Annotated in this window: 14 protein-coding genes; 2 read left to right on the forward strand and 12 right to left on the reverse strand. The window is 45.1% G+C overall.

Annotated elements, in window-relative coordinates:
• Positions 1-36 precede the first annotated feature (36 nt).
• The 6 genes from hisB to FPZ42_RS11965 all read right to left on the reverse strand — a co-directional run bounded on the left by hisB (position 37) and on the right by FPZ42_RS11965 (position 6,957).
• Positions 37-1,179, reverse strand: coding sequence for a bifunctional histidinol-phosphatase/imidazoleglycerol-phosphate dehydratase HisB (gene hisB, locus FPZ42_RS11940; RefSeq protein WP_222431574.1), 1,143 nt, complete (start codon positions 1,177-1,179; stop codon positions 37-39).
• Positions 1,176-2,282 (reverse strand): histidinol-phosphate transaminase, encoded by a 1,107-nt coding sequence (hisC, locus tag FPZ42_RS11945; protein WP_146271687.1) that lies wholly within the window; start codon positions 2,280-2,282, stop codon positions 1,176-1,178. The genes hisB and hisC overlap by 4 nt, the downstream gene beginning before the upstream one ends.
• A gap of 29 nt (positions 2,283-2,311) precedes the next feature.
• Entirely contained in the window at positions 2,312-3,607 is a 1,296-nt protein-coding gene (gene hisD / locus FPZ42_RS11950; RefSeq protein WP_186458754.1) for a histidinol dehydrogenase, read from the reverse strand.
• A 71-nt stretch (positions 3,608-3,678) separates the two neighbouring features.
• Entirely contained in the window at positions 3,679-4,530 is an 852-nt protein-coding gene (gene hisG, locus FPZ42_RS11955) for an ATP phosphoribosyltransferase (RefSeq protein ID WP_146271689.1), read from the reverse strand.
• Between the two features lie 346 nt (positions 4,531-4,876).
• Positions 4,877-6,412, reverse strand: coding sequence for a hypothetical protein (locus FPZ42_RS11960; protein ID WP_146271691.1), 1,536 nt, complete (start codon positions 6,410-6,412; stop codon positions 4,877-4,879).
• A 53-nt stretch (positions 6,413-6,465) separates the two neighbouring features.
• Positions 6,466-6,957 carry a D-glycero-alpha-D-manno-heptose-1,7-bisphosphate 7-phosphatase gene (locus tag FPZ42_RS11965; protein WP_146271693.1) on the reverse strand — a complete coding sequence of 164 codons (492 nt, stop codon included), beginning with the start codon at positions 6,955-6,957 and terminating at the stop codon, positions 6,466-6,468.
• A 251-nt stretch (positions 6,958-7,208) separates the two neighbouring features.
• On the opposite strand from FPZ42_RS11965, the gene gltB reads away from it, so the two are divergent.
• Together gltB and FPZ42_RS11975 are read left to right on the forward strand one after the other, a co-directional pair.
• A complete protein-coding gene (gene gltB / locus FPZ42_RS11970) occupies positions 7,209-11,732 on the forward strand; it encodes a glutamate synthase large subunit (RefSeq protein WP_146271695.1) in 4,524 nt (1,507 codons plus the stop codon).
• A gap of 8 nt (positions 11,733-11,740) precedes the next feature.
• Positions 11,741-13,231, forward strand: a complete 1,491-nt coding sequence (locus tag FPZ42_RS11975; RefSeq protein WP_146271697.1) for a glutamate synthase subunit beta — start codon at positions 11,741-11,743, stop codon at positions 13,229-13,231.
• A 184-nt stretch (positions 13,232-13,415) separates the two neighbouring features.
• On the opposite strand, the gene FPZ42_RS11980 is transcribed toward FPZ42_RS11975, so the two are convergent.
• From FPZ42_RS11980 to katG, 6 genes are all read right to left on the reverse strand, one after another.
• Positions 13,416-14,567, reverse strand: coding sequence for an acyl-CoA dehydrogenase family protein (locus FPZ42_RS11980; RefSeq protein WP_222431575.1), 1,152 nt, complete (start codon positions 14,565-14,567; stop codon positions 13,416-13,418).
• Between the two features lie 27 nt (positions 14,568-14,594).
• Positions 14,595-16,190: an acyl-CoA carboxylase subunit beta gene (locus tag FPZ42_RS11985; protein ID WP_146271699.1), complete on the reverse strand. Its 1,596-nt coding sequence runs from the start codon at positions 16,188-16,190 to the stop codon at positions 14,595-14,597.
• Between the two features lie 230 nt (positions 16,191-16,420).
• Positions 16,421-16,867, reverse strand: a complete 447-nt coding sequence (locus FPZ42_RS11990; RefSeq protein WP_146271701.1) for a MarR family winged helix-turn-helix transcriptional regulator — start codon at positions 16,865-16,867, stop codon at positions 16,421-16,423.
• Complete coding sequence (locus tag FPZ42_RS11995; RefSeq protein WP_146271702.1) at positions 16,868-17,287, reverse strand: EVE domain-containing protein; 420 nt, start codon at positions 17,285-17,287, stop codon at positions 16,868-16,870.
• Positions 17,287-17,658, reverse strand: a complete 372-nt coding sequence (locus FPZ42_RS12000) for a VOC family protein (protein WP_146271704.1) — start codon at positions 17,656-17,658, stop codon at positions 17,287-17,289. Before FPZ42_RS12000 ends, FPZ42_RS11995 begins: the two co-directional genes overlap by 1 nt.
• 163 nt (positions 17,659-17,821) lie before the next feature.
• Positions 17,822-20,098: a catalase/peroxidase HPI gene (katG, locus tag FPZ42_RS12005; RefSeq protein ID WP_146271705.1), complete on the reverse strand. Its 2,277-nt coding sequence runs from the start codon at positions 20,096-20,098 to the stop codon at positions 17,822-17,824.
• Positions 20,099-20,108: the final 10 nt, after the last annotated feature.

Below are 20,108 nucleotides of genomic sequence, written 5' to 3' on the forward strand. Positions count from 1 at the left end.
TTTGTCTTGCCTCTTGGTTCTTGCATCTTGATTCTATTATAACAACCCCTTTGTTGAAGGTAAAACCATCTTTTCTGCGTCGCGCTTTACAGCCATTTTTATGGCTTTGGCGAAGGCTTTAAATATAGCCTCTATTTTATGATGCTCGTTATGTCCTTCCGCTTTTATATTAAGGTTGCATTTGGATGCATCGCTAAACGATTTAAAAAAGTGGTAGAACATCTCTGTGGGTACGTCGCCTACTTTTTCGCGCTTAAACTCGGCGTCCCACACAATCCAGTTGCGGCCACCGAAATCGATTGTGGCCTGAGCTAGGCAATCATCCATCGGCAGGCAAAAACCGTAACGTTCAATTCCCATCTTATTGCCTAAAGCTGTGGCAAATATCTCGCCAAGGGCAATGCCTGTATCTTCTATGGTGTGATGTTCATCTATATGCAGGTCGCCTTTTGCCTCAACGGTAAGGTCTAAACCCCCATGGCGGGCTATCTGATCAAGCATGTGATCAAAGAAATGCAAACCGGTTGAAACCTTTGCATCGCCTTTGCCATCAACATTAAGTTTGATATAGATATCTGTCTCTTTAGTGGTGCGGCGGTGTTCTACTACGCGTTGGCCCAGTTTTAGAAATTCGCAGATCTCTTTCCAGTCAGTGGTTTCTAAAGCGATCACATCATTTAATGATTCATCAGCGGCAAATTCTGCATTGCCCAAGCCGCTTTTATTGTTTATCCAGATTGCTTTTGCCCCCAGGTTACGGGCAAGCAGGATGTCGTTCTTGCGGTCGCCTATGGTATAAGAGTTAGCCAGATCGTATTTGGTCTCATCAAGGTACCTGGTCAGCAAGCCTGTAGCCGGTTTGCGGGTTGGCGCGTTGTCTCTGGCAAAAGTGCGGTCTATAGCTTGCTCGCTAAAGTGTACACCCTCGTTATTAAATGTTTTTATGATGAAGTTATGCACCGGCCAGAAAGTATCCTCTGGAAATGAGGCAGTACCTAAACCGTCCTGATTGGTTACCATCACCAGTTCAAAATCAAGTTGGGCAGCTATGCGTGGCAGATATTGCAGTGAACCCGGGTAAAAGGTAAGTTTCTCAAACGAATCTATTTGCTCGTCAACCGTTTCGTTTATCAGCGTACCATCGCGGTCAATAAAAAGTACTTTTTGCAGCTTACTCATGCGTTATATTGCTGTAGGGTTTCAATCAATTTATCGTTTTCCTGTGGGGTGCCGATGGTAATGCGCAGGCATCCCTCGCAAAGCTCTACTTTTGAGCGGTTGCGTACGATGATGCCACGCTCAACCAGGAAATTATAAATGCTGTTGGCATCAGTTGTTTTTACGAGGATAAAGTTGGCATCAGACGGATAGATATCCAGCACAAAGGCCATGTCTTTTAGCGTTAGCACCAGGTTATCGCGCTGCTGCAGGGTTTCCTTTATCCAGGTATTTACCTGTTCAATATTCGCTAAAGCTTGCAGCGCCAGTGTTTGTGATGCCTCGTTGATATTGTAAGGTGGTTTCACCTTGTTCATTACCTCAATAATTTCTTCGCTGGCGAAGGCCATGCCCATTCGTAAGCCTGCCAGTCCCCATGCTTTTGAAAGCGTTTGCAGCACAACTAAGTTGGCGTATTCGGTAAGTTCCTGTATAAAGGTTTTTTGGCGACTGTAATTGATATAAGCCTCATCAACCACTACAATGCCGTTGAAGTTGGCCAGCAGGGTCTCAATGTCATCGCGGTTGATAGAGTTGCCTGTAGGATTGTTTGGCGAGCAGATAAATATCAGTTTGGTGTTGGCATCAATTGCTTCAGCAATACCTTCCAGGTTTAATTGGTACTCTTCAGTAAGCAGGACGCGTTTCAGTTTTACATCATTGATATTAGCCGATACTTCGTACATGCCGTATGTAGGTGGCACAATGATCACATTATCAACGCCAGGGTTACAAAAGCTGCGGAACAGGATATCAATAGCCTCATCGCTACCGTTACCCAGGAAGATGTTGCGTGCCGGAACACCTTTTATCTGACTCAGGCGCATTTTAACCTGGTACTGCATAGGGTCGGGGTATCGGTTATAAGCCTGTACCAGCGGCGAACCGTATGCGTTTTCATTTGCATCCAGAAAAACACTTGCCTCTCCCTGGAATTCATCACGTGCGGATGAATAGGGGGTAAGGTTTTTTATGTTTTGGCGGAGGAGCCCCCCTAACCCCCTAAAGGGGGAGTTGCCATCAGGGCCGCTATAAAGTTGTTGTTGATCTATTTCGTTGCTCATTACTGTATACTTAGGATTTTACTCCCCCTTTAGGGGGTTGGGGGGCTAACTCTCACACTCACTGCATTCCTGTGAGCGTGCAAACCCTCAAGGTCTGCCAATATTTCTACTGATGGGCCTATGTTCTTTATGCCTTCCTCGGTTAAATGCTGAAAGGTGATCTTCTTCACAAAAGAATCTACCGACACGCCGGAATAAGCCCTTGCGTAACTGCTGGTTGGCAAGGTATGGTTAGTGCCCGATGCATAGTCGCCTGCGCTCTCGGGTGTTAAATTTCCGAGGAATACCGAGCCTGCGTTGATGATGCTGTCGGTAATATCTTTCCAGCTCTCTGTAGCTAATATCAAGTGCTCCGGGGCATACTGGTTGCTGAAATCCATTGCCTCTGCTAAGGTGTCCGTAACAACGATATAAGAATTATCCAGTGCTTGTTTGGCTATTTCTGCACGTGGTAATACCTGTAACTGTTTTTCAACTTCTATCAAAGTTTGCTGCGCGATGTTCTCATCGGTACAAACCAATACCGACTGACTATCGATCCCATGCTCTGCCTGTGCCAGCAGATCGGCGGCAACAAAGGCCGGTTTCGCTGTTCCATCAGCAATAACCAAAACTTCTGATGGCCCTGCGGGCATATCAATTGCAGTGGTAGTTGTGCTTTGGATAATGGTTTTTGCCTTAGTTACAAATTGGTTACCGGGGCCAAATATTTTATCCACCTTGGATATGGTTTCAGTGCCATAAGCCATGGCAGCAACAGCCTGTGCGCCGCCTGCAAGATAAACCCTGTCTACACCAAGCATCAAGGCAACCTCGGCGATAAAGGCATTCACTTTACCATTTTTCTGCGGAGGTGAACATACAACAATCTTTTTACAACCGGCTATCTGCGCGGGGATGCCCAGCATCAGAAAAGTTGACGGCAATACCGCCGTACCACCGGGGATGTATAAGCCAACTTTTTCGATAGGTCTTAATTCGCGCCAGCAGGTTACGCCGGGCATAGTTTCTACTTTATCCTCAGCTTTAACCTGCGATTGGTGAAACTTATATATATTATCGTAAGCCACTTTCAACGCTGCCTTTTGATCAGCCGTTACGGCAGAAGCAATTTCCTGCAGCTCAGCCTTGTCCAAATAAAGCTTGCTCAGCTCAACTTTATCAAATTGGTGTGCGTAATCAAACAACGCACGGTCCCCATGTTGCTTAACGTGCGCTATCACATCCTCAACCAGGGTGCGGATCTCGTTAGCCGGGTCAACATTGCGCTGAACCAGGGTTTGGATATCCTGCTTGTTTAAATTGCTGTAATTGTATGTTTTCATTATTGAGTTTGCAGTATGCGGTTGGCAGTTTGCAGCAAACATAACGCCAACTGCAAACTGAAAACTGCGAACTATAATATTATCTTCTCTATCGGCATTACTACGATGCCCTGCGCACCGGCTTGCTTTAGCTGGCTTATGCGGCTCCAGAAATCGCGCTCGGGAATAACCGTGTGCACCGCAACCCAGTCTTCTTCGGCCAATGGCACTACCGATGGACTTTTAACCCCAGGGAGTAACGCTGTAACGGCGTCCAGGTTTTTACGTTCTACATTGAGTACTACATATTTGGTTTCTTTAGCACGCAGAACCGATTGTACTCGCTGTATCAGCTCCTGTACCAGGTCTTCATTCTCGCTGCCTTTGCGACCGATCAGAACCGCTTCGCTGCTCATGACATCAGCAAAGGGCTTTAAGCCGTTGCTTTTTAATGTGCCGCCGGTTGATACCAAATCGCAAATAGCATCGCTTAAGCCCAGGCCGGGTGAGATCTCCACCGAGCCTGAAATTGTGCGTATATCTGAGGTGATACCTTTTTCCTTCAGGTATTTACCAAGGATAACCGGGTAGGTGGTGGCAACCGCTTTGCCATTTAATTCTTCAAGCGTGTTTATGCTGTTGTTGTTAGGCACAGCAATTTTTAATGAGCATTTGCCAAAGCCAAGCTTTTGCAGATAGCTCACCTCAACTTCTGTTTCCTGTATAACATTTTCGCCAACAATACCCAGGTCGGCAATGCCATCCTGTACGTATTCAGGGATATCATCATCACGCAGGAAAAGTATTTCTAAAGGAAAATTTGATACGGGTGAGATCAGCGAGCTCTTGTAATTTTCAAAATTAAGGCCGCAATTTTTCAGTAATTCAACGGATTTTTCGTTGAGACGACCCGATTTCTGGATCGCTATTTTTAATGTTTTCACAAATTGGAATTTTAGTAACTATATAAACGGAGGTTGTTATTTCGCGTAGAAACATACATTATCTATTCACCACAAAGTGGTGATGGTGCAGATGTAGATGATGTAGTTTATACTTTTCCATTTAAGTTACCGGGTGGTAAGTGCTGCAAATATAGTTACTCCATTATCAAATCAAAACGTAATTTAATTTTTATTGAAGAAAATATAAAAAAAGGCTTTGATTTTTGTAAAAATGGCAATATGTATAAGTGCTTATGTAATCTGATCAGAATTTACTGGATTTTAGAATTTTCAGAATAAGAACTGGACTCTCAGATTAAAGAATAATGTATATTCTGTTCATTCCCTAATTCTGTACATTCTGATTCTGACCATCATACTCATAAATCCCACCCTCATCACCAAAATCCTTTATCGTTTTTAGCTTGATGCGTGATTGAATATCCGTTAGATTAATAATCTCCGAATGCTCGAGATTTTTAAACCAGATGAGGTAGAAACGCTTTGTCTTGAAGAATTTTTCTACATCCTTGGGGAAAAACTTATGCGGAACCAGGTATGATGACAGCCCCGAGAAAAAGTAAACCGCTTCATGGGCATCTGAATAGATCACTACATTAGACTTAAAGATGCTTTTATCCATCGTCTTCAGGTACCGGGCAAATTTCGATTCTTTCCAGTCATTATCCGTATAACCTGGGTTGCCGTATTCATCTGCTATCTGGTCTTTGTAACGCAGATGGTCTATCATAAATATCTTGGTGATATAGCCCAGCATTAACCCTATAAAAACTACTGCCACAGCCGTGCGCAATTTTGGATTTCTCAATCTTTTTAAAAAAAGAAGCCCCCAACTGGTGTAGCCCCACAAGGCGGGGATATACATGGGCGATAACAGGCGAGGGTTGATACGCTCGTACCGTGAAAATGTAGACGAGAGCACGATGAATGAGCCGTAAACCAAAGCAAAGGTGATAGCAAGATTTTCGTAACTATTTAACTTGCGGCGATAAAAATTAAAGGCCAGTGCTGCAATAAACCCTATTAAAATGACGATAGCAAGCGTGGTAGCCAGGAAATACATATTGGGAGTAAAACCCAACCACTCACAAAATACAGTACCAAAGTAATACAGGTTTTTAATAAAAGGCGTAATAGATGGTTCGCGCGGACCGGTAACAGTGCCGGTATGCAAGGCATTGAACCACAGATTGCCTACGAGTAATGAAATGGATATGAACCCGAATATGAGTATATGCCCTATCTTTTTGCGGATTGGCAACGTACGATCAAGCAGGAGTATTAAACCGCCGGTACCAACAATGGTAATGGCGGCGTAGCGTGTTATGCACGCAATTGCTGCGATCAGCGCCGCAAAAATTAACCATTTGCCGGCGTGGTTAAGCAGGTATTGCTTAAAGACGATCATGAATAACAGCACCTCTAAGATAAATAGCGTCTCTGACCATAAATAGGTGTAAACCTGCAACAATCCTGGATTTAAAATAATGGCTGCTAATACCAGCCATTTATAAATGCGTGAGGTTGGCACAAACCGCGACATGATATACCCGCTACAATAAATTAGCGCAGCGTACATCAGCGCATCCAGCCACCAGCCAAAAACGGTTGGGTCCAATCGGGTTATGAAACTGACTATACCTAAATAGGTAGGGTAAAAAACCGGGAAGTCTACAATAGGGGCATGGTTAAACGTATGCAAATTACCATGGGCCACAAAATTGCGCGCCGCACTGGTGTACATGATAGAATCGGGCGAAATGCCCACACCATTATAACTGCAAAACAGGTAGATAGCAAAAAATGCTATCGCTGAAAACACCAGCGTATCGTAGTTTTTTAATTTATCGGTAAATGTCATCAATGTTTAGATGCCTTAAAAAGGATCGACACTCTAAAATGTTTTAAATGTGCCTAATCTATCATACCCAAAACCGTACTTATTGGCTGGTCGCTATCAATCAAAATACCTTTAACACCAGCGGCTTCACCTGCTTCAACATCGCGCTCGCGGTCGCCTATAAAGTATGATCTTGAAGGGTCGATGTTATATTTTGCTATGCCTTGCAACAACAAGCCTGGTTTTGGTTTGCGGCAGTCGCAATCGCCGGTAAAGTTGGGGTGGTGGGGGCAATAGAAAAAGTCTGTCAGTTCCACGCCGTGCTCCTGGTAAACCTGTTTCAAGTGATTATGCATTTTTGCCAGCTCATCCTCACTGTACCAACCTTTGGCAATGCCACCCTGGTTGGTTGCTACCAAAAGCATGTATCCACGGTCTTGCAATTCCTTTAGAGCACTGAAATTATCCAGTACATGGAAGTCTTCAAACTTGCAAACATAATCGCCCATTTCTTTGTTCAGCACGCCATCTCTATCTAAAAAAACAGCCTTTTTTTTCTCACTCATATATAAGGTATAAACGTTGTTTTTAACACTTCCTGCACACGCATAAAATTTACTATGTGTGCATATTATTTAAGTGGCCAAAATTATGATTTTGTTATCAAAAGTATATTATAATTGTCGACTTTATAAATTTCTTTCATTAAAAAGGCGCTGTTTTAGATATTTTTAAAAAATAATTGATATTATTATGAAAAAATGATAATTTTCGTAATTTCGTTATTACCACTGATTATAAACGATAGGTAAAAGGTATGGATCAAAGTGAATGCAACCAGCAGGGTTTGTATAGGCCCGAATTTGAACACGACTCTTGTGGAACAGGTTTTATAACCCATATAAACGGACATAAATCGCACGCTATTGTAAGTGATGCATTAACCATGTTAGAGAACATGGAACACCGCGGTGCTTGTGGCTGCGACCCTGAAAGCGGTGACGGCGCCGGTATTCTCATCCAGCTTCCGCATGAGTTTTTGATGGAAGAATGTTCTGACCTGGAGATAAGTTTACCTGAGCCGGGCGAATATGGTGTAGGTATGATGTTCCTGCCAAAAGAGCCTTCTTTAAAAAAGGCTTGCCGTAAAATTATTTCGGCTGCTACGGAAAAGCTTGGATTTGAAACGCTCGGTTTCCGTAAGCTTAATGTTGATTCTTCCGTGATTGGCGAAACCGCACGCCAGGCCGAGCCTGATTGCGAACAGATCTTTGTTGCCCGCCCTCGAGGTATCTTTAATGCCGATGATTTTGAACGCAAACTTTACGTACTGCGTCGCTATATTAATAAAACCGTTTTAGAAACGGTTCCTGCCGCAGGCGAACATTTCTATTTTACATCGTTCTCCTGCAAAACCATCATTTACAAAGGCCAGGTAACCACTTACCAGTTGCGTAAATATTTCACAGATCTTGCAGACGCGCGGGTAACATCAGGCTTAGCTTTGATCCACTCACGTTTCTCAACAAATACATTCCCATCATGGAAACTGGCGCAACCGTTCCGCTTAATTGCACATAACGGCGAGATTAATACGCTTACCGGTAACCTTAACTGGTTCTACTCGGGCGTAAAATCATTCGCATCAGCCTATTTCACTAACGAGGAAATGGAGATGTTGCTGCCGGTTATCGACAACAATCAAAGCGACTCTGCATGTTTAGATAATATCATTGAGGTATTGCTGCACACCGGCCGATCATTACCGCACGTAATGATGATGCTTATCCCCGAAGCATGGGATGGTAACGAGCAAATGGATCCGGTTAAAAAGGCATTCTATGAATATCATGCAACCTTAATGGAGCCATGGGATGGCCCTGCCGCCATTAGCTTTACCGATGGTAAAAAAGTAGGTGCCGTGCTTGACCGTAATGGTCTTCGTCCGCTGCGTTTTGTGATCACCAGCGATAACCGCGTAATTGCTGCATCTGAAGCCGGTACACTTAAGTTAGACGAGAGCACTGTTGTACGCAAAGGCCGTTTGCAACCAGGTAAAATGTTACTGATCGATACCGAGCAAGGTAAGATCATAACTGACGAAGAAATTAAAAAAGAAATAACCAGCCAGCAACCTTATGGTAATTGGTTAGATAATTATAAGATCCGTTTAGGCGATCTGCCCGAGCCACGCGTATCATTCGCGAGCTTAACCTCTGATTCTGTTTATCGTTACCAGCAGGTATTTGGTTACAGCAGAGAGGATATCGATACCATCATTAAGCCAATGGCTTTAGATGGTAAAGAGCCAATAGGATCAATGGGTACCGATGTGCCTTTGGCCATATTGTCTGATAAGCCGCAGCATCTTTCAAGCTACTTTAAGCAGTTTTTTGCGCAGGTAACTAACCCGCCTATCGACCCTATCCGTGAGCGTTTGGTAATGAGTTTAGCTACCTTCATCGGTAATAACGGTAATTTATTGGATGAGGATAAAATGCATTGCCATTGCGTAGTGCTTAACCATCCGATACTAAAGAATCACCAGTTAGAAAAGCTGCGTTCGATAGATACCGGTTTGTTCCACGCTAAAACGCTGCAAACTTATTACAACGCCGATGGTAACCCCGGCTCAATGGAGAAAGGTATAGCAAGACTTTGCCGCTATGCCGAAGATGCAGTTGATGATGGCTTTGAGGTATTGATACTAAGCGACCGGGCTATCGACTCTGAACACGCACCAATACCGATGTTGCTTGCGGTTTCTGCCGTACATCACCACTTGATAAAGAAAGGCCGCCGCGGCGCCGTAGGTATTGTTGCCGAAACCGGCGACATTTGGGAAGTACACCATTTTGCTACCTTATTAGCATTTGGCGCTACAGCCATTAACCCATACCTGGCGCTTTCCACTATCGAGACCTTAAAGAATGAGGGCAAATTAGATACCAGCTTAGACCTTAAATCGCTGTACAAAAACTATGTAAAATCGGTTAATGATGGCTTGTTAAAGATATTTTCAAAAATGGGTATCTCTACGTTGCAGTCATACCATGGGTCGCAGGTTTTTGAAATATTGGGTATCAACAAAGAAGTTGTTGACCGTTACTTTACCGGTGCTGTTACCCGTATTGAAGGTTTGGGGCTGGATGAGATCGCTAAAGAATCACTCTGCAAACACAAGACCGGTTTTAACGCGCCTAAAACAGAAACACATTTATTGCCTGAGGGTGGTATTTATCAGTGGAAGCGCCGCGGCGAGGCCCACTTGTTTAACCCAACAACGGTACACTTGCTGCAGCACGCTACCCGCAGTAACAGCTATCAGGTTTACAAAAACTATGCGGCTGCCGTTAATGAGCAAACAGAAAAACATTACACTATTCGCGGCTTGCTGGATTTTGCACACCACCGCGAATCGATAAGCCTGGATGAGGTTGAACCGGCAGAAAGCATCATGAAGCGTTTTGCTACCGGTGCCATGTCATTCGGCTCTATCTCGCACGAAGCACACAGCACTATGGCTATTGCCATGAACCGTATAGGTGGTAAAAGTAATACCGGCGAGGGCGGCGAGGACGAAATACGTTACGACAAACTGCCAAACGGCGACTCAATGCGCTCTGCCATCAAGCAGATTGCTTCAGCACGCTTTGGTGTTACCTCGCATTACTTAACCAATGCGGATGAGTTACAGATAAAAATGGCGCAAGGTGCAAAACCGGGCGAAGGCGGCCAGCTGCCGGGCCATAAGGTTGATGAATGGATCGCTAAAACCCGCCACTCTACGCCGGGTGTAGGTTTGATCTCTCCGCCGCCGCACCACGATATTTATTCTATCGAGGATTTAGCACAGCTGATCTTCGACTTGAAAAACGCTAACCGCGAGGCGCGTATCAACGTTAAGCTGGTTTCAAAAGCCGGCGTAGGTACCATTGCAGCCGGGGTGGCCAAAGCCCACGCCGATGTAATTTTAGTTGCCGGTTACGATGGTGGTACCGGTGCATCGCCAATAAGCTCGATTAAACACGCAGGCTTACCATGGGAACTTGGTTTAGCCGAAGCACACCAAACACTGGTACGTAACAAACTGCGCAGCCGTGTGGTACTGCAGACTGATGGTCAGTTAAAGACCGGCCGAGACCTTGCAATTGCAACCCTCATGGGTGCCGAGGAGTGGGGCGTAGCTACAGCTGCCCTTGTTGCCGGTGGATGTATCATGATGCGTAAATGTCACTTAAATACCTGCCCTGTAGGTGTGGCCACGCAAGACCCTGAACTGCGAAAACTATTCAGCGGTAGCCCTGATCACGTTGTGAACTTATTCCGCTTTATGGCTGAGGAGTTACGCGAGATAATGGCCGAACTTGGTTTCCGTACCATTAATGAAATGGTGGGCCGTGTGCAGTTCTTAAAAGTTAGAGATAACATTCAAAGCTGGAAAGCAAAAACTGTTAACTTGTCGGCTATCCTGCATCCTGTTAATACCGCTAAAGGCAGCACACTTTATAATAGCGAAAAACAAGATCATGGCATGGATGCCATTCTCGACTGGCAACTGCTTGAGCATGCAAAACCTGCCCTGGCAGATAAAACGCCGGTGTTCGGCACTTTCGATGTGAAAAACGTTGATCGTACAATCGGTACGCTGTTATCTAACGAGATTTCAAAAGTATACGGCTCTGTCGGATTACCTGATAATACTATAAATTTCAAATTCAAAGGCTCGGCAGGTCAAAGCTTCGGTGCATTCAATACAAAAGGTGTTTCTTTTGAACTGGAAGGTGAAGCGAATGACTATGTAGGTAAAGGCCTTTCTGGTGCGCAATTAGCTATCTATCCGGATGCTACAGCTAAGTTTACACCTGAGGAGAACATCATTATAGGTAACGTAGCGCTTTACGGTGCTACCAGCGGTGAGCTTTATGTCCGTGGTATGGCAGGTGAGCGTTTCGCGGTGCGTAACTCTGGTGCTACAACAGTAGTTGAAGGTATTGGCGACCATGGTTGCGAGTACATGACCGGTGGCCGTGCACTTATCCTTGGCGAAACAGGCCGCAACTTTGCTGCTGGTATGAGCGGTGGTTTAGCATTTGTCTACAATCCTAACGGAACATTTGCTGCCAACTGTAATACCGAAATGGTTGACCTTGATCCGCTATCGGTTAAAGATGAAGAGCAAATTAAAGCTCTACTTAAAAAGCATATCAACCTTACAGGTAGTAAAGTGGCGCAGGACATCCTTAAGAACTGGGATAAAGCATCATCGCAGTTTGTGAAAGTATTCCCTAAAGAGTACAAAAAAGTGTTAGAAAAATTAGAGTATCAAACCGTAAGCTAAATTATATAATGGGAAAAGTTACAGGATTTCAGGAATATGGCAGGGAACTCCCGCAAAAAACGCCTGTTGCCGAAAGGGTAAAAAATTATAATGAGTTTGTTGGTTTGTATTCTGATGAAAAACTTAACCAGCAATCGGCGCGATGCATGAATTGTGGTATACCGTTCTGTCACAGCGGTTGTCCGCTGGGCAATGTTATACCTGAGTTTAATGATGCGGTTTACCGCAAGAGCTGGGAAGAAGCATACCAGATATTATCATCAACAAATAACTTTCCTGAGTTTACCGGCCGTATATGCCCTGCACCGTGCGAGTCTGCCTGTGTATTAGGCATCAACAAACCTGCCGTGGCTATCGAGGAAATTGAAAAACATATCATAGAGATAGCTTACTCAAAAAATCTGGTAAAACCGGTTGCACCACTCATTAAAACAGGCAAAACTGTTGCGGTTGTAGGTTCTGGTCCGGCGGGATTGGCTGCTGCTGCGCAATTGAGCAAGGCAGGCCACACTGTTACCGTTTATGAACGTGATGACCGTCCGGGAGGTTTGCTGCGCTACGGTATCCCTGATTTTAAACTGGAGAAATGGGTGATAGACCGTCGTATCCAGATCATGGAAGAGGATGGCATTGAGTTTAAATGTAATGTTGAAGTGGGTAAAGATATTGCTGCAGATGAGATAGCGCGCAATTACGATGCAGTGGTTTTGGCCGGTGGTTCAACTATCCCACGTAACCTGCCTATCCCGGGCCGCGAACTAAAAGGTGTCCATTTTGCGATGGATTTTCTGAAGCAACAGAATAAACGCGTGAGCAGCATTGACGTTACTGCCGAAGATATTTTTGCTACTGATAAAGATGTAGTGGTAATTGGTGGTGGTGATACGGGCAGCGACTGTGTGGGTACATCAAACCGCCAGGGTGCACGCTCTGTAAAGCAATTTGAGGTAATGGTACAGCCGCCAAAAGAGCGTACGGCACACATGCCATGGCCTACCTATCCGATGGTATTAAAGACCACCAGCTCGCACGAGGAAGGCGCAGAGCGTTTTTGGGGTGTTAATACCAAAGAGTTTATTGGCGACGAGAACGGCGAGTTAAAAGCGCTTAAAGTGAGCGATGTAAGCTGGGAGATAGATGTGATGGGCCGCCCGATAAAATTTGCCGAAGTAGAAGGCAGCGAGAGAGAAATACCTTGTCAGCGTGTATTCCTGGCAATGGGATTTGTTAACCCGCAGTTTGATGGTGCTTTGGAGCAATTAGGCGTTGAGCTTGATGAGCGCAAAAACGTTAAAGCCCGCGAAGGTATTTACCGTACCAATGTAAGTAAAGTATTTGCAGCAGGCGACATGCGCCGCGGACAGTCACTGGTAGTATGGGCCATATCAGAAGGCCGCGAAGCTGCCCGTAAAGTAGACGAGTTTTTAATGGGACACTCAAATCTGGAAAGTAAAGATGCAGTGAACCAGTTTGACCAGGTGTTTTATCAGCAGGTATAACCTGCACTTAGGTTGCCAGTAATAGTTAACCGTTTATAAACCCAAACCCTTGCCGGTAAAATGGCAAGGGTTTTTTGTTGGGAAACTTTGTAGGATTGTAGAAGTATACCAGCGGTAAAGTATCAAAAAAAGCCCTTATCATTTAACGATAAGGGCTTTAAACTTATAAATGCAAATGCAAAAATTACTCTTCCAACAGCAATCTCGAAATAACCACTTTCTGAATCTCAGATGTGCCTTCACCGATGGTACAAAGCTTGGCATCGCGGTAAAATTTCTCGGCGGGGTAATCTTTGGTATAGCCGTAGCCGCCATGGATCTGTACGCCTTCGTTGGCTACCTCTACACAAATTTCTGATGCATAGTATTTGGCCATTGCAGCTATCTTTGTGCATTTTTCACCATTGTCTTTCAAGTGCCCTGCCTTACGGATCAATAGCTCGGCAGCCTCAATTTTGGTTGCCATATCTGCCAGTTTAAACGCAATAGCCTGGAACTGTGAAATAGGTTTACCAAATTGTTCGCGCTCTTTTGAGTAGGCAACAGCAGCTTTGTAAGCGCCATGTGCAATTCCTAATGATAATGCTGCGATAGAGATGCGACCACCATCCAACACTTTCAACGATTGGATAAAGCCATCACCAACCTCGCCCAAAACATTAGCATCGGGCACACGGCAGTTATCAAAGAAAAGGCAAGCCGTTTCAGATGCGCGCATACCCATCTTGTTTTCTTTTTTACCTGCAGTGAATCCAGGCGTGCCTTTTTCTACTACAAAGGCCGTCATGCCGTGCGAGTCGCCCTTTTCTCCTGTGCGGACGATGACAACGGCAACGTCACCGCTAATGGCATGGGTAATGAAATTTTTAGAACCGTTAAGTACCCAGTAGTCTCCATCTTTTACGGCGGTGGTGCTCATGCCGCCCGCATCAGAGCCTGTGCCGGTTTCGGTCAATCCCCAGGCACCCAGCCATTGGCCGGTCGCAAGTTTTGGCAAATATTTGCTTTTCTGCTCTTCGTTACCAAACATTAAAATATGGTTAGTACAAAGCGAGTTATGCGCCGCCACAGACAGGCCTATTGACCCGCAAACCTGCGAGATCTCGTCAATAACGGTAATGTATGTTTGGTAATCTAAACCGCTGCCGCCGTATTGCTCGGGCACTAAAACGCCCATAAAGCCGTACTCGCCTAATTGTTTAAAAAGATCAGCAGGGAAATATTGGCGCTCGTCCCAATCCATTATATGGGGGCGGATGTATTGCTCCGCAAATTCGCGCGCGCTTTGTTTTATCATAGCCAACTGCTCGTCAGCTGTAGTGTCATGTACGTTCATAATTTGGTTTATAATTGGTCAGTAAAATCAGGTTTGTATAACGCCAACATTGTAGCGTTCGGTAATAGGGGCGTGGTTGGCCGCCTCAATACCCATTGATATAATTTTGCGGGTCTCCTGCGGGTCTATCACGCCATCCGTCCATAAACGTGCCGCAGCGTAGTACGGACTTAACTCATTGTTATATTTCCGGGTTATCTCGTCAAGCAGTTCTTTTTCTTTCTCAGGATCAACCTCAATGCCTTTGCTTTTCAGGGCTGCTTCTTGTATTTGCAGCAAGGTTTTAGCGGCCGAGGCGCCGCTCATTACAGCCATTTGCCCGGTAACCCAGCTGTAGATAAGCCTCGGGTCGTAAGCCTTACCGCACATGGCATAATTGCCTGCGCCATAAGAGTTGCCCAAAATAAATGTGAATTTAGGCACCACAGAATTCGCCATTGCCGATACCATTTTGGCACCATCTTTTATGATGCCGCCATGCTCAGACCGGCTGCCAACCATAAAGCCGCTTACATCCTGCAGAAAAACCAGGGGTATTTTCTGTTGATTGCAGTTCATGATAAAACGTGCCGCTTTATCTGCCGAGTCGGAGTAGATCACACCGCCCATCTGCATTTCGCCTTTTTTAGATTTTACCATTTTGCGCTGGTTGGCAACAATGCCTACAGCCCAGCCGTTTACGCGACCTAAGCCACAAATAATGGTTTGGCCATAAAGCTCTTTATATTGCTCAAAATCAGAGTTATCAACCAGTCGGTCAATAATTTCAAGCATATCGTAAGGCTTCGTCCTGTCGGCCGGTAAAATGCTGTAGATCTCAGTAGGTTTCTTTTTGGGCAGAATAGGCTCCGCGCGGTCAAAGCCGGCTTTATCATTATGGCCCATCTTGTCGAATACTTTTTTGATGGCATCCAGGCAGGCTTTATCGTCAGGATATTTATTATCGGTAACGCCCGAGATCTCCGAATGCGTGCTGGCACCACCTAATATTTCGTTATCAACGGTTTCGCCGATAGCCGATTTTACCAGGTATGATCCCGCCAGGAAAACGGAACCGGTACCTTCAACAATAAAAGCATAGTCTGACATGATGGGCAAATAAGCGCCACCCGCCACGCAGCTGCCCATAATAGCCGAAACCTGCACCACACCCATTGAGGACATGCGCGCATTGTTCCTGAAGATGCGACCAAAATGTTCCTTATCAGGGAAAACCTCATCCTGCATCGGCAAGAAAACACCGGCGCTGTCTACCAAATAAATGATAGGGATACGGTTCTCCATAGCAATTTCCTGCGCACGCAAAATTTTCTTAGCCGTAATAGGGAACCATGCACCAGCCTTAACAGTCGCATCGTTCGATACGATGATACACATGCGGCCTTTAACGTAGCCCATTACGGTAACCACACCGCCACCCGGGCAACCGCCTTCGTCGGCGTACATGCCATCGCCGGCAAAAGCGCCAACCTCAAGCAGCTCGGCTCCCTGGTCAACAAGATAGCTGATGCGCTCGCGGGCGGTCATTTTACCTTTAGCTTTGTGCGATTCTATTTTTTTAGGGCCACCGCCAAGTTTTACTTTTTCAAGTCTTTGCGATAGTTCTGTAAGTAGATCATCCATTTAGTAACGGTTTATTTAGATAACGCCAAATTAGGAAAAATACTATGCATGCATAGTATTTTTAAAAGAAAATTTTATCTAATTGTTTTATCAGATCGAAAAAACTGGCGTAGTACGCATCAAAAGCCTGGAAATTATCAAGTAAATAAAATGCGGATGGATAGGGAAGGTGTTGTTTAGCTGCGTGACTTAAGGCCTTTGCCTGGTTTGATAAGATTTAAACTTAAATATTATTTTATCAGCCTTATTAGCAGATCGTCAAACACTGCTTTGTCTTTAGCTACGTTTTTGAAAAACACATCATCTACCTGCTTAACAACTTGATAAGCTTCCCTCAAGGTTTGTGTGCCTTTTTCTGTCATTTTTAACCGCTTGGCACGACTATCTCCCGAATCTTTTACTCTCTCTAAAAATTGCTTTTTCTCCAAGGTCATCAAAACTTTAGAGGTCATCATTTTATCGGTATTTGCATAATCTGCTAACTGCTGCTGGGTAACTGTGTGCTGTTTTTGGCTCAACCAGTATAAACCTGCCATCAGCGAGAACTGGGTAAGCGTAAGACTCATTTTGCCTAACGCCCTGTTCATATTAAGTTGCCACTTCATGGTAACTTGCCAAAGCAAATATCCGCTGTTCTCTTCCGGTTCTTTATATGAAAATACCTTTTCTGTATCCATTTAGTTCTGCATTTGAGACGTTATAAAGTCAAAATCATGTTTATTGATCTCAAAGAAACCCGTTCTGAAAATATAGCCCCACTTTTCTTTGACCTTGATAAACTCGAGACCATCGATCAATGGCCTTATCTCGGCTTCATTAATCTTCTCGTACAATGCCTTTCGCCGGTACGGTTTAAAGGTTGATGTCATTTCGTGCTGAAAAATAGTATCATCAGTTATTGTAGCCAGCGCAACAAAACGTTGGCATAATTCTTTTTGGCCGATGAACGTTTTTGAGGCATAGTATAAAACCTTATCTCCTGCAGCCATTCTTTTTAGCGGCGCGTGCTTGCCATGGTTAACCTGTACAATACCGGCTTTTTCACCATCAAGGGCGTGGTCATGTGAGGTGACCACCACCCAAAATCTTGTTGTCATCAGTCTTCTTTTGTTTCCTGTAAAGTTATCGAATAGCCGTCAGGATCAGCTATCACCAGTATCCTGCCAAACGGCGTAGGATGAATGTCTTTAACTATCGATATCTTCTCTGCGTTCTTTTCCAAAAAGGTATCCAGGTTACCTACGCTAAACCATACAGCTACACCCCAGCCAAGCAGGTTTGCTTTAGACAGTTCTATCATTGGTTTTCTGATAGCGAATGCAGCGCCGTTCTTTTGCTCAAATACGATAGCATCCGGCGGGGATTTGGCCACCTGTTTAAAGCCTAAGACTTCCGAATAGAATTTTCCTGATACTTCAAGGTCACTCACCTGGAGCGACACGAAACTAAGTTGTGTTGGATATGACATAATAGTAAATTTAGTAGTTACGACTACTAAATTAGATAAAAGAAATTGAGCTACACTATTTCGATGGTCATCATTTCATCACATTCGTGCCGAACGAAAGTGAATTGAAAAAAAATGCCAAAGCAGTATCGCTTTGGCATTTTTTATAATAAACAATATAGGCTTATTTTTTCACATCAAACCTGTCAAGGTTGGTGATCTTAGTCCAAACGGCCACAAAGTCGTTGATGAATTTTTGTTCTGCATCGGCGCTTGCGTAAACTTCGGCAATGGCGCGCAGCTCAGAGTTTGAACCGAATACAAGATCTGCACGGGTACCAGTCCACTTTTGTTCGCCGGTGCTGCGATCGGTACCGTTGTAAAGCTCAGCATCTTGCGTAGCTGCTTTCCATTGGGTGCCCATATCCAGCAGGTTTACAAACCAGTCATTACTTAACTGGCCCGGGCGGTTAGTGAACACGCCGTTATTAGAACCATCGTGGTTAATGTTGATCACTTTGAGGCCACCCATTAAGGCAGTAAGCTCAGGAGCAGTAAGCGTAAGCAGTTGCGCCTTATCTATCAGTGCCTCCTCGGTAGAAGCTCTTAACCTGCCTTTTCGGAAGTTACGGAAACCATCTGCCTTAGGCTCGAGGTAACTGAATGATTCTACATCTGTTTGCTCTTGTGATGCATCGCCACGACCAGGCGTGAACGCAACTTTTACCTGGTGGCCACCATCTGCAGCTGCTTTTTCGATACCTGCGTTACCTGCCAGTATGATCAGGTCTGCTAATGACACCTTTTTGCCACCGCTTTGTGCGCCGTTAAAATCATTTTGGATGCCTTCTAACACGCTTAATACTTTCTGCAATTGAGCAGGGTTATTTGCCTGCCAGTAGCGCTGCGGAGCTAAACGTATACGTGCGCCGTTGGCCCCGCCACGTTTATCAGACCCACGGAAAGTTGAAGCCGAAGCCCACGCAGTACCTACCAGTTCTGATACGGTTAAGCCAGAGGCAAGCACTTTTGCTTTTAAGCTTTCAATTTCAGCTTCATCGATAAGGGCATGATCCACAGCAGGGATAACGTCCTGCCAAAGCAATTCTTCCTGTGGTACATCAGCACCTAAATATAAAGCACGCGGGCCCATATCACGGTGTGTTAATTTAAACCATGCACGCGAAAAAGCATCAGCAAAAGCATCAGGGTTTTCCAGGAAATGTCTTGAGATCTTCTCGTATGCCGGATCTAACCTTAAAGAAAGGTCGGTTGTAAGCATGGTAGGGCGATGCTTTTTGTTTGGATCGTAAGCATCAGGTATGATATGCTGGTCGGTTTTAGCTACCCATTGGTGCGCCCCGCCCGGGCTTTTGGTTAATTCCCATTCAAAACCAAAAAGGTTTTCAAAATAGTTGTTGCTCCATTGCGTAGGTGTGGTGGTCCAGGTTACTTCTAAACCACTGGTGATGGTATCTGCCCCTTTACCTGAGCCAAATTTGTTGCTCCAGCCAAAACCCTGTTCAGCAAGGTCAGCAGCTTCAGGCTCTTTATCAACATTATCTGATGATGCAGCACCGTGGGTTTTGCCAAAAGTGTGGCCACCTGCAATAAGGGCAACGGTTTCTTCATCATTCATTGCCATGCGGCCAAACGTTTCGCGGATATCCCGCGCAGCCATAATTGGATCGGGGTTACCGTCCGGTCCTTCAGGGTTTACGTAGATCAAACCCATATGCGCCGCACCAAGTGGTTCTTCCAGTTTACGGTCATGCGTATTGCCGTCGGCATTTTCGTCAGATGATACAACCCCATGTGCTGCCACACCCGGTTGGCCATCTGCATAACGTTTATCATTACCCAGCCAGGTAGTTTCGGCTCCCCAAAAAACAGACTCATCTGCTTCCCAAACATCTGCACGGCCACCGGCAAAACCAAATGTTTTAAAACCCATCGACTCCAACGCCACATTACCGGTAAGGATCATCAGATCCGCCCATGATATTTTTCTACCATATTTTTGCTTGATAGGCCAAAGTAACCTGCGGGCTTTGTCAAGGCTAACGTTATCAGGCCAGCTATTTAAAGGTGCAAAACGTTGCATACCCGCACCGGCACCGCCACGGCCATCAGTTACGCGGTAAGTACCGGCGCTGTGCCATGCCATACGGATGAATAAGCCGCCGTAATGACCAAAATCTGCAGGCCACCAGTCTTGCGAATCGGTCATCAACGCGTGCAGGTCTTGTTTAACGGCTTCCAGGTCTAATGATTTAAACTCTTCGGCATAGTTAAACTGCTCATCCATCGGGTTGGTAAGCTGCGAATTTTGGCGTAAAATATTCAGCTTAAGCTGGTTTGGCCACCAATCGCGGTTGCGGGTACCGCCACCTGCGGTGTTATGGGTCAAAGTGCCATTGTGGAAAGGGCATTTGCTGATGTCATTCGAATTGTTTTCCATGTTAAAATTG

Source organism: Mucilaginibacter achroorhodeus (genome assembly GCF_007846095.1).
In the GTDB taxonomy this organism is placed as follows: domain Bacteria; phylum Bacteroidota; class Bacteroidia; order Sphingobacteriales; family Sphingobacteriaceae; genus Mucilaginibacter; species Mucilaginibacter achroorhodeus.

Coding starts and splice junctions, on each gene's coding strand:
- FPZ42_RS11975 (WP_146271697.1), top strand. CDS start 11,741: ATGGGAAAAGTTACAGGATTTCAGGAATATGGCAGGGAACTCCCGCAA.
- hisD (WP_186458754.1), bottom strand. CDS start 3,607: ATGAAAACATACAATTACAGCAATTTAAACAAGCAGGATATCCAAACC.
- hisC (WP_146271687.1), bottom strand. CDS start 2,282: ATGAGCAACGAAATAGATCAACAACAACTTTATAGCGGCCCTGATGGC.
- FPZ42_RS11995 (WP_146271702.1), bottom strand. CDS start 17,287: ATGACAACAAGATTTTGGGTGGTGGTCACCTCACATGACCACGCCCTT.
- katG (WP_146271705.1), bottom strand. CDS start 20,098: ATGGAAAACAATTCGAATGACATCAGCAAATGCCCTTTCCACAATGGC.
- FPZ42_RS11980 (WP_222431575.1), bottom strand. CDS start 14,567: ATGAACGTACATGACACTACAGCTGACGAGCAGTTGGCTATGATAAAA.
- FPZ42_RS11990 (WP_146271701.1), bottom strand. CDS start 16,867: ATGGATACAGAAAAGGTATTTTCATATAAAGAACCGGAAGAGAACAGC.
- FPZ42_RS11985 (WP_146271699.1), bottom strand. CDS start 16,190: ATGGATGATCTACTTACAGAACTATCGCAAAGACTTGAAAAAGTAAAA.
- hisB (WP_222431574.1), bottom strand. CDS start 1,179: ATGAGTAAGCTGCAAAAAGTACTTTTTATTGACCGCGATGGTACGCTG.
- gltB (WP_146271695.1), top strand. CDS start 7,209: ATGGATCAAAGTGAATGCAACCAGCAGGGTTTGTATAGGCCCGAATTT.
- FPZ42_RS12000 (WP_146271704.1), bottom strand. CDS start 17,658: ATGTCATATCCAACACAACTTAGTTTCGTGTCGCTCCAGGTGAGTGAC.
- FPZ42_RS11960 (WP_146271691.1), bottom strand. CDS start 6,412: ATGACATTTACCGATAAATTAAAAAACTACGATACGCTGGTGTTTTCA.
- FPZ42_RS11965 (WP_146271693.1), bottom strand. CDS start 6,957: ATGAGTGAGAAAAAAAAGGCTGTTTTTTTAGATAGAGATGGCGTGCTG.